At 64.3% G+C, this 15,111-nt stretch carries 11 protein-coding genes; 8 read left to right on the plus strand and 3 right to left on the minus strand.

Features of this window, described 5'->3' with window-relative positions; translation table 11 throughout:
* Positions 1 to 3 precede the first annotated feature (3 nt).
* From JV551A3_RS11150 to JV551A3_RS11190, 8 genes are all read left to right on the plus strand, one after another.
* Positions 4 to 264 carry a YeaC family protein gene (locus JV551A3_RS11150; protein ID WP_003260154.1) on the plus strand — a complete coding sequence of 87 codons (261 nt, stop codon included), beginning with the start codon at positions 4 to 6 and terminating at the stop codon, positions 262 to 264.
* Positions 261 to 1,091 (plus strand): DUF2797 domain-containing protein, encoded by an 831-nt coding sequence (locus JV551A3_RS11155; protein ID WP_133970820.1) that lies wholly within the window; start codon positions 261 to 263, stop codon positions 1,089 to 1,091. Before JV551A3_RS11150 ends, JV551A3_RS11155 begins: the two co-directional genes overlap by 4 nt.
* A gap of 13 nt (positions 1,092 to 1,104) precedes the next feature.
* A complete protein-coding gene (gene pepN, locus JV551A3_RS11160) occupies positions 1,105 to 3,762 on the plus strand; it encodes an aminopeptidase N (protein ID WP_133970821.1) in 2,658 nt (885 codons plus the stop codon).
* Between the two features lie 266 nt (positions 3,763 to 4,028).
* Positions 4,029 to 5,048, plus strand: a complete 1,020-nt coding sequence (locus JV551A3_RS11170) for a WD40/YVTN/BNR-like repeat-containing protein (RefSeq protein ID WP_133970822.1) — start codon at positions 4,029 to 4,031, stop codon at positions 5,046 to 5,048.
* Positions 5,049 to 5,068: 20 nt separating this feature from the next.
* Positions 5,069 to 7,444 carry an efflux RND transporter permease subunit gene (locus JV551A3_RS11175; RefSeq protein WP_112252168.1) on the plus strand — a complete coding sequence of 792 codons (2,376 nt, stop codon included), beginning with the start codon at positions 5,069 to 5,071 and terminating at the stop codon, positions 7,442 to 7,444.
* Positions 7,445 to 7,595: 151 nt separating this feature from the next.
* Positions 7,596 to 7,886: a DUF5629 family protein gene (locus JV551A3_RS11180; protein ID WP_133970823.1), complete on the plus strand. Its 291-nt coding sequence runs from the start codon at positions 7,596 to 7,598 to the stop codon at positions 7,884 to 7,886.
* Complete coding sequence (locus JV551A3_RS11185) at positions 7,852 to 8,982, plus strand: lactonase family protein (RefSeq protein ID WP_235874563.1); 1,131 nt, start codon at positions 7,852 to 7,854, stop codon at positions 8,980 to 8,982. The genes JV551A3_RS11180 and JV551A3_RS11185 overlap by 35 nt, the downstream gene beginning before the upstream one ends.
* 122 nt (positions 8,983 to 9,104) lie before the next feature.
* The gene (locus tag JV551A3_RS11190) at positions 9,105 to 9,284 is read left to right on the plus strand and encodes a hypothetical protein (RefSeq protein ID WP_063913828.1); all 180 of its coding nucleotides are present in this window, start codon (positions 9,105 to 9,107) and stop codon (positions 9,282 to 9,284) included.
* A gap of 147 nt (positions 9,285 to 9,431) precedes the next feature.
* On the opposite strand, the gene JV551A3_RS11195 is transcribed toward JV551A3_RS11190, so the two are convergent.
* The 3 genes from JV551A3_RS11195 to JV551A3_RS11205 are packed head-to-tail and all read right to left on the minus strand — an operon-like array spanning position 9,432 to position 14,901.
* A complete protein-coding gene (locus JV551A3_RS11195; protein ID WP_133970825.1) occupies positions 9,432 to 10,025 on the minus strand; it encodes a glutathione S-transferase in 594 nt (197 codons plus the stop codon).
* Positions 10,022 to 13,666, minus strand: a complete 3,645-nt coding sequence (locus JV551A3_RS11200) for an AAA family ATPase (RefSeq protein ID WP_133970826.1) — start codon at positions 13,664 to 13,666, stop codon at positions 10,022 to 10,024. The genes JV551A3_RS11195 and JV551A3_RS11200 overlap by 4 nt, the downstream gene beginning before the upstream one ends.
* Complete coding sequence (locus JV551A3_RS11205; protein WP_133970827.1) at positions 13,663 to 14,901, minus strand: exonuclease SbcCD subunit D C-terminal domain-containing protein; 1,239 nt, start codon at positions 14,899 to 14,901, stop codon at positions 13,663 to 13,665. Before JV551A3_RS11205 ends, JV551A3_RS11200 begins: the two co-directional genes overlap by 4 nt.
* Positions 14,902 to 15,111 lie beyond the last annotated feature (210 nt).

Genomic DNA, 15,111 nt, shown 5'->3' on the forward strand with positions numbered 1-15,111 from the left:
ACTATGTCCACTTTCGCGCAAATGATCGAAAACATCACCCCGGAAATCTACGAGAGCCTGAAACTGGCCGTGGAAATCGGCAAATGGTCGGACGGCCGCAAGCTCACTGCCGAGCAGAAAGAGCTGTCGCTGCAAGCGGTAATCGCCTGGGAGATGAAAAACCTGCCCGAAGACCAGCGTACCGGCTACATGGGCCCGCAGGAATGCGCCTCGAAGTCCGCGCCAATCGCCAACATTCTGTTCAAGTCGGACTCGGTACATTGATCGAACTCGCTCGTGGCTCGTTGAGCAAGATGGCGGTAAGCCTGCAGGCACCGGTGGTGCAGTACAGCTTCCGCCTGGATGACACCCAGGTGCCGGTCAACCCGCTGATCGGCCAGCGCCTGCGCCTTGAATACCTCGGCGCCATTCACTGCAGCCATTGTGGCAAGCGCACCAAGACCAGCTTCAGCCAGGGTTACTGCTACCCGTGCATGACCAAACTGGCCCAGTGCGACGTGTGCATCATGGCCCCGGAAAAGTGCCACTACGACGCTGGCACCTGCCGCGAACCGTCGTGGGGCGAACAGTTCTGCATGACCGACCATGTGGTCTACCTGGCCAACTCGTCGGGGATCAAGGTCGGTATCACCCGCGCCACCCAGCTACCCACCCGCTGGCTCGACCAGGGGGCCAGCCAGGCCCTGCCGATCATTCGCGTGGCCACCCGCCAGCAGTCCGGCCTGGTCGAAGACTTGCTGCGCAGCCAGGTGCCGGACCGCACCAACTGGCGCGCCCTGCTCAAGGGCGATGCCGAGGAGCTCGACCTGGTCGCCATTCGTGAACAGGTCTTCGACGCCTGCGCCGACGGCCTGCGCGAGCTGCAGGGGCGCTTCGGCCTGCAGGCGGTTCAGCCGCTGGCGGACGCCGAAGTGGTACAGATGAAGTACCCGGTCGAGGCCTACCCATCGAAGATCGTCAGCTTCAACCTCGACAAGGACCCGGTAGTGGAAGGCACGCTGCTGGGCATCAAGGGCCAGTACCTGATCTTCGACACCGGTGTGATCAATATTCGCAAGTACACGGCCTACCAGTTGGCCGTGCTCCAGTAAAAAGGACCTGCACATGCGTACCGAACAACCGCAAGTGATCTACCTCAAGGATTACCAGGCGCCCGAGTACCTGATCGACGAGACACACCTGACCTTCGAGCTGTTCGAGGACCACACCCTGGTTCACGCGCAACTGGTCATGCGCCGCAACCCGGCACGCGGTGCCGGCCTGCCGCCACTGGAACTCGATGGCCAGCAGCTGGAACTGCTGCGCGCCGCGCTGGATGACCAGGAGCTGCAGCCGGGCGATTACCAGCTCGATGCCGACAGCCTGACCTTGCAGCCCAAGGCCGAGCGTTTCACCCTCGACACCAGCGTGAAGATCCACCCCGAGAGCAACACCGCGCTGGAAGGCCTGTACAAGTCGGGCAAGATGTTCTGCACCCAGTGCGAGGCCGAAGGCTTCCGCAAGATTACCTACTACCTCGACCGCCCGGACGTGATGAGCACCTTCACCACCACGGTCATCGCCGAACAGCATCGCTACCCGGTATTGCTGTCGAACGGCAACCCCATCGGCAGCGGGCCGGCAGAAGACGGCCGCCACTGGGCGACCTGGGAAGACCCGTTCATGAAGCCGGCCTACCTGTTCGCCCTGGTGGCCGGTGACCTGTGGTGCGTCGAGGACAGCTTCACCCGCCAGTCCGGCCGTGACGTGACCCTGCGCATCTACGTAGAGCCCGAGAACATCGACAAGTGCGACCACGCCATGGTCAGCCTGAAGAAGTCCATGCGCTGGGACGAAGAAGTCTATGGCCGCGAGTACGACCTGGACATCTTCATGATCGTCGCGGTCAACGACTTCAACATGGGCGCCATGGAAAACAAGGGCCTGAACATCTTCAACTCCAGCTGTGTACTGGCTCGTGCCGAAACGGCCACCGACGCCGCGCACCAGCGTGTGGAAGGCGTGGTTGCCCACGAGTATTTCCACAACTGGTCGGGCAACCGCGTCACTTGCCGTGACTGGTTCCAGCTGTCGCTGAAAGAAGGCTTCACGGTGTTCCGCGATGCCGAGTTCAGCGCCGACATGAACTCGCGCACGGTCAAGCGCATCGAAGACGTGGCCTACCTGCGAACTCACCAGTTCGCCGAAGATGCTGGCCCCATGGCCCACCCGGTACGCCCGGACAGCTTCATCGAGATCTCCAACTTCTACACCCTGACCGTGTACGAGAAGGGCGCCGAAGTGGTGCGCATGGTTCGTACCCTGCTGGGCGCCGACGGCTTCCGCAAGGGCAGCGACCTGTACTTCGAACGCCATGATGGCCAGGCGGTGACCACCGACGATTTCATCAAGGCCATGGAAGACGCCAACGGCGTCGACTTCACCCAGTTCAAACGCTGGTACAACCAGGCCGGCACCCCGCGCCTGGAAGTCAGCGAGGCCTATGACGCGGCCGCGCAGACCTACAGCCTGACCTTCCGCCAGAGCTGCCCGCAAACCCCGGACAAGGCCGAAAAGCTGCCGTTCGTGATCCCGGTGGAGCTTGGCCTGCTGGATGCCGCAGGCAACGACCTGCCGCTGCAACTGGCCGGGGAAGCTGCGGCGCAGGGCACCAGCCGCGTACTGTCGGTGACCGAAGCCGAGCAGACCTTCACCTTCCAGGGCATCCAGGCCAAGCCGCTGCCGTCGTTGCTGCGTGGCTTCAGCGCACCGGTCAAGCTGAGCTTCCCCTATGACCGCGACCAGCTGATGTTCCTGATGCAGCATGACAGCGACGGCTTCAACCGCTGGGAGGCGGGGCAGCAGTTGTCGGTGCAGGTGCTGCAGGAGCTGATCGGCCAGCATCAGCGTGGCGAAGCACTCAAGCTCGACCAGCGCTTGATCACCGCCCTGGGCACTGTGCTCGGCAACGAGTCGCTGGACCCGGCCATGGTTGCCGAAATGCTCTCGCTGCCGGGTGAGGCCTACCTCACCGAAATCAGCCAGGTGGCCGACGTGGACGCCATCCACGCCGCCCGCGAGTTCGCCCGCCAGCAGATCGCCGAGCAGCTGTTCGACGCCCTGTGGTCGCGCTACCAGGCCAACCGCGAAGTGTCGCGCAGCACCGCCTATGTGGCCTCGGCCGAGCATTTCGCCCGCCGCAGCCTGCAGAACATCGCGCTGTCGTACCTGATGCAGAGCGGCAAGCCGCAGGTGCTGCAGGCGACCCTGGAGCAGTTCGAGCACTGCGACAACATGACCGAGCGCCTTACCGCGCTGGCGGTACTGGTCAACTCGCCGTTCGAGGCCGAGCGGGCCAAGGCCCTGGAAGCCTTTGCCGAGCACTTCAAGGACAACCCGCTGGTCATGGACCAGTGGTTCAGTGTGCAGGCAGCCAGTGCGCTGCCGGGCGGGCTGGCGCGGGTCAAGGCGCTGATGCAGCACCCGGCGTTCACCCTGAAGAACCCGAACAAGGTACGTGCGCTGATCGGCGCCTTCGCCGGGCAGAACCTGGTCAACTTCCATGCGGCGGATGGCTCGGGCTATCGCTTCCTGGCGGACCTGGTGATCGAGCTGAATGCGCTGAACCCGCAGATTGCCTCCCGGCAACTGGCACCGCTGACCCGCTGGCGCAAGTATGACGATGCGCGTCAGGCCCTGATGAAGGGCGAGCTGGAGCGGATTCTGGCTTCTGGTGAGCTGTCCAGTGATGTGTATGAGGTTGTGAGCAAGAGTCTGGCTTGAGTTTTCCGTAGCCTGAGCCGACCTCTTCGCGGGTAAACCCGCTCCCACAAGTACTGCACCGCTTTCATGGGCTGTGCAGGACCTGTGGGAGCGGGTTTACCCGCGAAGCTTTTGGAGCCGACAACAAAACATAACACCCCGCTCGTTGTGTTCCCGCAAACATCCCCGCTACGATCCGCCCAAGCTATTGCAGGCCTCTAGATCAGGCTTTTCGCAGTACCTGCAATGCATTGACCCGCCAAATAAAAAACACAAAGGGGACAGTCATGAGGGAACAGAACAGGCGCTTTGCCTGGCCATTGGCAGCTGGCGCGGTACTGGCGCTGGGGCTTGGCGTGTGGGCTGACAGCGTGCAAGCCGCTGCCGCCGACGAATACTCCACCGAATCGGCCAAGGCCAGCCAAAGCCTGCTGATCGACGCCACCCACGCCGGCAAGCGTCTGGTGGTGGTGGGCGATCGCGGTCATATCCTGTTCTCCGACGACCAAGGCAGCACCTGGACCCAGGCCCGGGTGCCCACCCGGCAACTGCTGACCGCAGTGTTCTTCCTCGACGACAAGCGCGGCTGGGCCGTCGGCCACGATGCGCTGGTCCTTGTCAGCAGCGATGGTGGTGCCACCTGGAGCAAGCAGTTCGAAGACCTGTCCCGCGAAGCACCCTTGCTCGATGTCGCCTTCCTCGACGCCCGGCACGGCTTTGCCGTGGGTGCCTACGGCGCCTTGCTGGAAACCACCGACGGCGGCCAGCACTGGCAGGACGTGGCGGAGCGCCTGGACAACCCCGACCAGCTGCACCTGAACGGTATCGCCCAGGTGCGCGATGCTGGCCTGTTCATCGTCGGCGAGCAGGGTGGCATGTTCCGCTCCGCCGACAACGGCCAGAGCTGGACCAAGGTCGAAGGCCCTTACGAGGGCTCGCTGTTCGGCGTGATCGGCACTGCCCGGCCGCACACCCTGCTGGCCTACGGCCTGCGCGGCAACCTGTTCCGTTCCGCCGATTTCGGTGACAGCTGGCAACCGATCGAGCTCAAGGCCGCACGTGGCACCCTCGAATTCGGCCTGGCAGGCGCTACGCTTGTCGAGGACGGTAGCCTGGTGCTGGTCGGCAATGGCGGCAGCGTGCTGCGCAGTACCGATGATGGCCAGACCTTCAGTGTCTACAACCGCGCCGACCGTATCGCCCTGGCCGGCGTCAGTGGCCGGGCCGATGGCGGCCTGCTGCTGGTAGGGCAGGGTGGCGTGCACCTGGCTGACCCGCAGGGTGCTGACCAGGAGGTGCGTCCATGACCAGCAGGGAGAGCATCACCATGCACCCGCATCACCAGGACAAGGCCACGCTGCTCGAACGCCTGATCTTCAACAATCGCCCCGTGGTCATCGCCCTGTGCGTACTGGTCAGTATCTTCCTGTTCTGGCAGGCCACGCAGATCCGCCCGTCCACCAGCTTCGAGAAGATGATCCCGCTGCAGCACCCGTTCATCGAGCAGATGATGGAGCACCGCAACGACCTGGCCAACCTCGGCAACACCGTGCGCATCTCGGTGGAGGCGGTCAATGGCGACATCTTCGACAAGGACTACATGGAGACCCTGCGGCAGATCCATGACGAAGTGTTCTACATTCCTGGCGTCGACCGTGCCGGGCTGAAGTCGCTGTGGAGCCCCAGCGTGCGCTGGAGCGAGGTCACCGAAGAAGGTTTTTCCGGTGGCGAGGTGATCCCCAACACCTACAACGGCTCGCAGGACAGCCTCGATACCTTGCGCGACAACGTGCTCAAGTCGGGCCAGGTAGGGCGCCTGGTGGGCAACAACTTCAAGTCCAGCATCGTCGACGTGCCGCTGCTGGAGAGCTACCCCGACCCGCAGGACCCGGGCAAGCAGGTGAAGCTGGACTACCAGCAGTTCTCGCACCAGCTGGAAGAAAAGATTCGGGACAAGTTCCAGGCGCAGAACCCCAACGTGAAGGTGCACATCGTCGGCTTCGCCAAGAAGGTCGGTGACCTGATCGACGGCCTGGTGATGGTGGCGATGTTCTTCGGTGTCGCCCTGGCCATCACCTGGGTGCTGTTGTACTGGTTCACCTGGTGCATCCGCAGCACCATCGCCGTGCTCATCACCACCCTGGTGGCGGTGGTCTGGCAACTGGGCCTGATGCATGCGGTGGGCTTTGGCCTGGACCCGTACTCGATGCTGGTGCCGTTCCTGATCTTCGCCATCGGCATTTCCCACGGTGTGCAGAAGATCAACGGCATCGCCCTGCAGTCGAGTGGCGCCGACAACGCACTGACCGCCGCCCGGCGCACCTTCAGGCAGCTGTTCCTGCCGGGGATGATCGCCATTCTTGCCGACGCCGTGGGCTTCATCACCCTGCTGATCATCGACATCGGTGTGATCCGTGAGCTGGCCATCGGTGCTTCCATCGGTGTGGCGGTGATCGTGTTCACCAACCTCATCCTGCTGCCGGTAGCCATCTCCTATGTCGGCATCAGCAAGAAGGCCGTCGAGCGCAGCAAGCAGGACGCCACCCGCGAGCACCCGTTCTGGCGCCTGCTGTCGAACTTTGCCAGTGCCAAGGTGGCGCCGGTGTCGGTGGCTCTGGCGCTGGTCGCCTTCGCCGGTGGCCTGTGGTACAGCCAGAACCTGAAGATCGGCGACCTCGACCAGGGGGCGCCGGAACTGCGCCCCGACTCGCGCTACAACCAGGACAACAACTTCATCATCAGCAACTATTCGACCAGTTCCGACGTGCTGGTGATCATGGTCAAGACCCCGCCGGAAAGCTGCTCGATCCACTCGACCATGGCGCCGATCGATGAGCTGATGTGGACCATGCAGAACACCCCTGGCGTGCAGTCGGCAATTTCCCTCGTGACCGTGTCCAAGCAGGTGATCAAGGGCATGAACGAGGGCAGCCTGAAATGGGAAACCCTGTCGCGCAACCCGGACATCCTCAACAACTCCATCGCCCGCGCCGATGGCCTGTACAACGGTGATTGCTCGCTGGCGCCGGTACTGGTGTTCCTCAACGACCACAAGGCCGAAACCCTGGAGCGGGTCACTGCCGTGGCCAAGGCGTTTGCCGACAGCCACAACAAGGAAGGCCTGCAGTTCCTGCTGGCGGCGGGCAACGCCGGGATCGAGGCAGCGACCAACGAGGTGATCAAGTCGGCCGAGCTGACCATCCTGATTCTGGTGTACATCTGCGTGGCGGTGATGTGCCTGATTACCTTCCGCTCGTTTGCCGCCACCCTGTGCATCGTCCTGCCGCTGGTGCTGACCTCGGTGCTGGGTAACGCGCTGATGGCCTACATGGGCATCGGCGTCAAGGTGGCGACCTTGCCGGTGGTGGCGCTGGGTGTGGGCATTGGCGTGGACTATGGCATCTACATCTACAGCCGGCTGGAAAGCTTCTTGCGCGCCGGGTTGCCGTTGCAGGAGGCTTATTACGAGACCCTGCGCTCGACCGGCAAGGCTGTGCTGTTCACCGGGTTGTGCCTGGCCATCGGCGTGTGCACCTGGATCTTCTCGGCGATCAAGTTCCAGGCGGACATGGGGTTGATGCTGACCTTCATGCTGCTGTGGAACATGTTTGGCGCGCTGTGGCTGCTGCCGGCGCTTGCAAGGTTCCTGATCAAGCCAGAGAAGATGGTGGGCAAGGAGGGTGGGTCGATTTTCGCCCATTGAATTGCAGGGGGCCGCTTTGCGGCCCATTCGCAGCACAAGGCTGCTCCCACAAGGGGACTGCGAATCTTCTGTAGGAGCAGCCTTGTGCTGCGAATGGGCTGCAAAGCAGCCCCAGGGCTATAATGCCAACTCATTTCAGATTGGTACCCCCATGTCCCCCCTCGCCACCGCCCTGCAGTCCTGCGACATGCTCCTGATCGACGGCCTGCACGCCTTCGACTTCACCTCCGATGAGTCCGGCCTCACCATCGAATGCATGGACGGCCGCCAGCTCCGCCGCTGGTCGTTCACCCCCGAGCAAATCACCGCCGCTATCGCCAGCGGTGATGAATGGCAGCTCGACGATGCCAACGGCGCGCATCGGCTAGTCTGTATGAGTGCCTTTCGCGCCCCGGATGATGACCAAGATGAACCGGACCTGGACGAGCCTGCTGACCGCTAGCCTGATGAGCCTGACCATCCACACCCACGCCGCCACCTTGCTGGTGGGCAGTTACACCGATGGCGCCAGCCAGGGCATCTACCGCTATCAGTTCGACGAAAAGACCGGCCATATCGACCCTGCCACCCAGCAGGTGGTGAAGAGTGTCAGCCCTTCGTGGCTGGTATTGTCGGCCGATCAACGCCAGCTGTTCGCGGTCAACGAAACCCCGAACGGCCATGCCAGCAGTTTCAGCGTCAGTGCAAAAGGCGAGATCAAGCTCCTCAATCAGGTGGCCAGCCAAGGTGACGAGCCGACCCACGCCAGCCTCAGCCAGGACCAGCGTTATCTGTTCGTGGCCAACTACGCGGTCAAGCCCGACCCCGGCGGCAGCCTGGTGGTGGTCCCGGTGGCCAAGGACGGCAAGCTCAAGCCGGTAGTGCAACAGGCCCGGCACAAGGCGAGCGGGGTCAACCCCGAGCGCCAGGCCGGCGCCCATGTGCATTCGCTGGTGCTGTCACCGGACGGCCGACACCTGTATGCCAGCGACCTGGGTGCCGACAAGGTGTTCATCTACCGTTACGACGGTGCCAGCGCAGACCACCCACTGACGCCGGCGATACCCGCGTCGGTGGACCTGCCGCCGGGCAGCGGGCCGCGCCATCTGTTGTTCGACGCCAGGGGCCGGCATGCCTACCTGACCCTGGAAATGAGTGCCGAAGTGGTGATGTTCGATGTGCAGGAGGGCAACCTGGTCGAACGCCAGCGCCTGCCCCTGACCGAGAGCAAGGAGGCTGCGGCGAAAGCGGCAGGTGGCTTGCACCTGTCGGCAGACGGTCGCTTCCTGTATGTGAGCAACCGTGGTACGGCTAATGAGATCGTGGCGTTCAGCGTGGGCAAGCAGGACGGCCAACTGGCATTCCTGCAGCGCCGTTCGGTGGAGGGGGATCATCCCCGCGAGTTCGCCCTCGACCCGAGTGACAACTTCTTGCTGGTGGCCAACCAGAAGAGCAACCAGATCGTGGTGATACGCCGCGATCCGCGCAGCGGCAAGCTGTTGGAGACGGTGCAGACGCTGAAGCAGGATGCACCGTCGGACCTGAAGTTCATCGAGTGATATCGATCGGCGTGATAATCGATACTGCCGCAATGAATTTTTGCCTGCGGCTTCGGCGGCGTAAGTTTGACCCAAGGCCCAGAAGGGCCAACGTCAAACCACCGCCGTCGAGGTCAGCCCAGATGAACTTCAATCTCTTCCCGGTCATTGCCGCATCCGCCATTTCCGCTTCGGTCGTATTGCCGACGCATGCCCATGCCGACAGCAGCGGCAAGGCGTCCGCAACGCATAGCTACACCGAACAGTACCTGCGCCAGAGCGCCAATTTTCATGCGGCCCTGAGTGGTAAGCACCACCACTGAACCTGACTCGGTCCCCTGTAGGAGCGGCCTTGTGTCGCGAAAGGGCCGCAGAGCGGCCCCGGCAATTTCTGCTGTGACGCAAAAACCTGGGGCCGCTGCGCGCCCCTATCGCGACACAAGGCCGCTCCTACAAGGGATCGCGCAAAGCTACCTGGCCATGACTGACCTGAACAACTCCGAAGCCAACCACCCCTCCAGCCAGCTCCGCACCCGCGGATAAGCCGCCTCGGCGAACCACTGCGGTTCGACCCCGGCAAACTGGCGCATCAGGGGCAGCAACGCGGCATCGGCAATGCTCGGGTGCGTGGCCAGCAAGTAGGGCCTGCCTGCCAGCAAGCCTTCGAGCTCTGCCAGCCACGCTTCGGCCTGCTGGCGGTAATGCTCGCGGGTATGCTCGGGGTAGCGCTCGGCATACTTGTACAGGTTCACCTGCGCCTTGAACGTGCTGTCGTTGCGCGCAATCAGTGTTTCAGCATGCTGCGCTGCCACAGGGTCGGCCTTTAGCTGCCAGTCCTGCGGGTCGTTTTGCGCCAGCGCCCAGCGCATGATGTCCAGGCTTTCTTCGAGCACCCCGGCACCGGTATCCAGTACCGGCACCGTGCCCTTGGGTGACAAGGCCAGCAGTTCTGCCGGCTTGTTTTTCATCGCCACCTCGCGAATCTCCACCTCGCACCCCGCATAGCGCAGGGCCAGGCGCGCGCGCATGGCCCAGGGGCAGCGGCGGAACGAGAAGAGGATCACCCGCACACCTCCACATCACTCAGGCCATTGCCTTGGCGGCGCACCTGGATCTGCACCGGGATGCGTTCGTGCATTTCCTGCACGTGGGAAATCACCGCCACCTTGCGGCCCTGGGCCTGCAAGCCGTCGAGGGCATCCATGGCCAGCTGCAGCGACTCGGGGTCGAGGCTGCCGAAGCCTTCGTCGATGAACAGCGATTCGATGCGCAGCGTGCTGGAGGCCATCGAGGCCAGGCCCAAGGCCAGAGCCAGCGACACCAAGAAGGTTTCCCCGCCAGACAGCGAGTGCACCGAACGCAGTTCGTCACCCATCTCGGTGTCCAGCACCAGCAGGCCGAGGGCGCTGCCGCCGCGCTTGAGGCGGTAGCGGCGGGCCAGCTGGCGCAGTTGGGTGTTGGCGTGGTGCAACAGCAGGTCGAGGTTGTAGCCCTGGGCGATCTTGCGGAACACATCACCCGAGGCCGAACCGATCAGGGCGTTCAGGCGAGCCCAGCGTTGCCACTGCTGATGGGCCTGTTCGATTTCCGCTGCCAGCGCCTGGTGCGCCTGTTGGCGACGTTGGTCATCGGCCTGCTGTGCACGCAGTTCGGCGCATTGCTGCTCATGCCCGGCCAGGCGCTCGCGCAGTTCGGCAAGGGCCTGTTCCAAGGCATCGGCCGAGGTGTCCACGGTCATTTGCGCGGCATGTTGCTGCAGGCGTTGTTCGCGTTCCTGCAACAGCACACGGCCTTGTTCGATGGCCTTTTCGGCGCCTTGCAGACGCTGGCGCAGTTCATTGACCTGCGCGTCTTCCATGGCCAGCAGGCGATCCAGGCCGGCGTCGTCCAATTCCGGGTGTTCACCGCGCCACTGGGCGATCTGGCCCTGCAGCTGCTGGCACTCGGCGTCCAGCGTTTGCTGCTGCTGGGTGTTGGCCTTGAGTTCGCTGGCCAGCTGCACGCCCTGGGTGCGCAGGTCTTGCAGGCGCTGGGCGGTGTCGGCGTCTAGGGCGCGGGCCTGCTCCAGCGCGGCGTCCATGTGCTGTTGCCAGGCCTCGGCGCTGGCGTGCTCGCCAAGCAGATCGCCGAGCGAGGCCTGGGCCTGTTGGCGCTGCTCGTCGAGGGTGGCAAGTTTCTGCTGCAGCTGCTGTTGGGTCTGCACGCGTGCCTGCTGCTGGTCGCGCAGCTTGTCCAGCTGGGCCTGGCGGGCTTGCTGTTCTTCCTGTTCGTCCTTGCGTTGCTCCAGTTGCTGCAGACGCTGGGCGATCTGCTGGTCCAGGGCGAGGAAGGCATTGGCCGGGTCGTCGTTCAAGGCCTTGAGGGCCTCTTCGGGCAACACGCCGGCCAGGTCGTCAAGGCCTTGCTGCAACTGCTGCTCGTCGCTGGCCAGGGCCTGGTGCTGTTGCTCCAGGTGGCGCTGGGCCTGCTGCTGGGCCTGTTGGGCGGCCTGCAGTTGCTGGTTGAGACGGGCTGCATCCTTTTGCAGGGCGAGCAGGGCGCTCTGGCGTTTCTCGTCCTTGCTGATTTCTTCTTCCAGGCGCTGCAGCTGGTTGTCGAGCCAGGCACTGCGGGCCTTGTCATCCTGCGGCGCCAAGGCCGGCCACAGGCTGTGTGCCTGCACCTGGGCCACCAGCGGTTGCAACTGTTCGCCCAGTTGCTGCTGTTGCTGCTGGTAATCCTTGAGCTGGGCGTTGACCACTCCCAGCTGGGTGCGCAGTTCCACCAGCTTGCCGTTGAGGGTTTCGACCTGCTTCTGCGCGGCGTCTTCCTCGGCCTGGTCATGGCGACCCAGGCTCTGCAGCAGCGCTTCAGGCTGGTGGAACGGGTGCTCGGCGCTGCCGCATACCGGGCAGGGCTCACCGTCGCGTAATTGGCCGCGCAATTCTTCGACGCTGGTGTTACGCGCCAGGCGCTGGCGCTCCAGCAACTGGCGGGTGAGGTTGAGCGCTTGCTCGGCGGCTTCCAGATCGGCCTTGGCGGCGGTGCCTTCGCCAATCAGTTGCTGGCGCTGCTGCATGGCCTGCTGCTGACGCACGCGCACGGTCTCCAACTGCTGGCGCAGTTCCAGTTCACGGCCATGCAGGCGTGACAGTTCTTCCACGGCGCGTTGCTGCTTGCGGTTGTCCTGCAGCATGCCACCCAGCAGGTCGATCTGTTCTGCCAGGGCCTGGGGTTCGGCCTTGGCTTCGCGGAACAGCAGCTCGAAGGCATCGCGCTCGGCCTGCAAGTGCGCATTGGCCTGGCTGGCCTGGGCCTGCAGGCCGGGCAGCTCTTCACGGCCCTTGGCCAGGCGGCCACCGATCAGCATCACTTGCTTCAGTTGTGGCAGGTAGGCGTGCCAGGCATTGGCCAGGCCCGCAAGGTGCTGGCTGTCGGCGAGCGCGGTGTCGAACTGCGCCAGTTGCTGCAGGCTGCGCTGCTGGTTGTCTTCCAGTTGCTGCAAGTGCTGCTGGCCTTCGGCGACCTGCAGCTCGGCCTGCTCGCTGGCGCTGCGCTGTGTTGCCAGCTCCTGCTCCAGGCGGGCCAGGTTGTCCTGGGCGGCAAAGGCCTGGCGCAGGCGAGGGGCGTTCTCGCTGTGTTGCGTCTGGCTATCGGCGAGCGCCCGGCGCGCAGCGTCCAGCGCCTGTTCGAGCTCGCCGGTGCGCACTTGCAGTTCGGCTTGCTGCTGCTGTTGCTCGGCGATCTTCGCTGCCACCGGCGCCAGTTGTGCGGCCAGTGTCTGCTGGCGGTGGAACTGGTGGCGCTGCGGGGCCAGGCGCTCCAGGCGCACGAGGTCCAGGCGCTGGTCAGCCAGTTGTTGCCAGTCCTGTTCGGCAGCCTGCAGTGCGATGCCGGCTTCGGCGTGCTGGGCCTGCAGCTGGCGCTGCTCGTTCAGCCAGTTGCGTTGCTGTTCCAGCTGGCGCTCGCCGGCCTGGTCGGCCTTGAACTGCAGTTGCGCCTGCTCCAGGCGCTGGTCGAGCTCGGCGCGGGCTTCGGCGGCCATCGGCAGCAGATGGCTGGCACGGTCCTTCAGGGCATTGTGAGCCTCGCCGGCTTCGCGCGCCTTGCTGAAGGCGCGCTGCCCCAGGCGGGTGTAGATGGCGGTGTTGGTGAGCTTTTCCAGCAGCTCGCTGCGCTCTTTGTCGTCGGCCTTGAGGAAGGCGCCAAATTCGCTCTGGGCCAGCATCACCGCGCGGGTGAACTGTTCGAAGTTCAGGCCCAGGCGGGCTTCGACCAGTTGCTTGTATTCGTTCTTGCCGCTGCCCAGTACCTGCTCGCTGTCCAGGTCGTAGAAACTCTGGCGGCTGTGCTGCAGCTTGCCGTTGGCCTTGTCGCGGGCGCGGTTGGCTTCCCAGCGGGCGCGGTAGCGGCGGCCATCGATACCGACGAAGTCGACTTCGGCAAAGCCGCTGCCGGTGCCGCGGCGCAGCAGGTTGCGTGGGTCGGAGGTAGGGATTTCACCGTCGGCATCCGGCACCTTGGCCTCGCGGCCAATGTCGTTCAGCCGTGGCACGGTGCCGAACAACGCCAGGCACAGGGCGTCGAGCAGGGTACTTTTACCCGCCCCCGTAGGCCCGGTGATGGCGAAAAGGCCGGCGCTCGCCAGCGGTTCGGCGGTGAAATCGATATCGACCGGGCCGGCCAGGGATGCCAGGTTCTTCAGGCGGATGGCGAGAATCTTCATGGCTGTTCCTCTTCTAGCTGCACGTCCTGCAGCAGCAGGGCGAAGTCGGCCAGCGCCTGTTCGTCGGCGGGGTTGCCATAGGCCTGCTCCCAGGCGCGGCTGAACAGGTCTTGCGGGGTCATCTGGGCCAGTTCGACAAAGGCCAGGTCATCGTCTTCGGTGTTGTTGCGGCCGGCGTATTCGGCGCTGATGCGGATCAAGCGCACGGCCTTGCCTTCCAGTGCGGTTTCGATCTGCTGGCGCAGGTCGGGTTGCGGCTCGTCCAGTATCACCCGCACCTCCAGCCAGGGCTGGCGGTTGGGGTCTTCGAGCAGGTCGATCACTGGCAGGTCGGCCAACTGTTCCAGCAGTTCGCCCAGTGGTGCCGGGCCGACCCTTTGCAGGGCCACGGCGCGCGGTACCGGGCGCGGTTCGACGCTGACCAGGCCGGTGCCGTCCAGCTCCACTTCCAGCACCTGGTGCGGGTAGTTGATTTCGGCGAACGACAGCGGGATCGGCGAGCCGCTGTAGCGGATGCGTTCTTCGCGGTTGACCTTCTGCGGCTTGTGCAGGTGGCCCAGGGCGACGTAGCTGATGGCCTTGTCGAACAGCTTGGCCGGTAGCGCCTCGGCGTTGCCGATGATCAGGCTGCGCTCGGAGTCCTCCGACACTGCGCCACCGGCCATGTGCGCGTGGCTGATGGCGATCAGCGCCTGGTCCTTCTTGCGCTTCTTTTGCGCGGCGGCGATCAGCTGCTGGTGCACCTGGGTGATGCCTTGCAGGTAGTCGTCGCCCAGTTGCGGGCCGGTCACTTCGGCCGGGCGCAGGAAGGGCAGGGCCAGGCACCAGGCGGCGACCTTGCCCCGGCCGTTGGTCAGCGGAATCAGCAGGCGCTCGGCATCCAGCTGGCCCTCGTCCAGCCAGTGCACACGGCCCAGGGCATGGGTGCGCAGGCGACGCATCAGCGCCGCGGGCAGCTCGATGCGCGAGCCGGAGTCGTGGTTGCCGGCGATCATCACGATGTCCAGCTTCGGCTGTTGTTCGTGGGCCTGGACGATGAAGTCGTAGAGACGTTCCTGGGCTTTGACCGGCGGGTTGACCGTGTCGAAGATATCGCCGGCGATCAGCAGCGCGTCCGGCTGGCGCAGGCGCAGCTGGCCGAGCAGCCAGTCGAGGAAGCAGGCGTGTTCGAAGTCGCGTTCCTGGCCGTGCAGGCTTTGGCCCAAGTGCCAGTCGGAGGTGTGAAACAGACGCATGGATGACCTGTTGGTGTCGAGTCGAGCAAGCGGGGAAAGGGCGGTATGGTAACCCAAGCATGGGGCCGCTGTGCGGCCCAATCGCCGGCAAGCCAGCTCCCACAGGGACTGCAAGAAGCTCTAGAACAGTGCAGAACCTGTGGGAGCTGGCTTGCCGGCGATTAGGCCGGTCGACTTTACCTCAATGCCAGGTGATATCGCCGGTCTGGC

It is taken from the genome of Pseudomonas inefficax (assembly GCF_900277125.1).
GTDB lineage: Bacteria > Pseudomonadota > Gammaproteobacteria > Pseudomonadales > Pseudomonadaceae > Aquipseudomonas > Aquipseudomonas inefficax.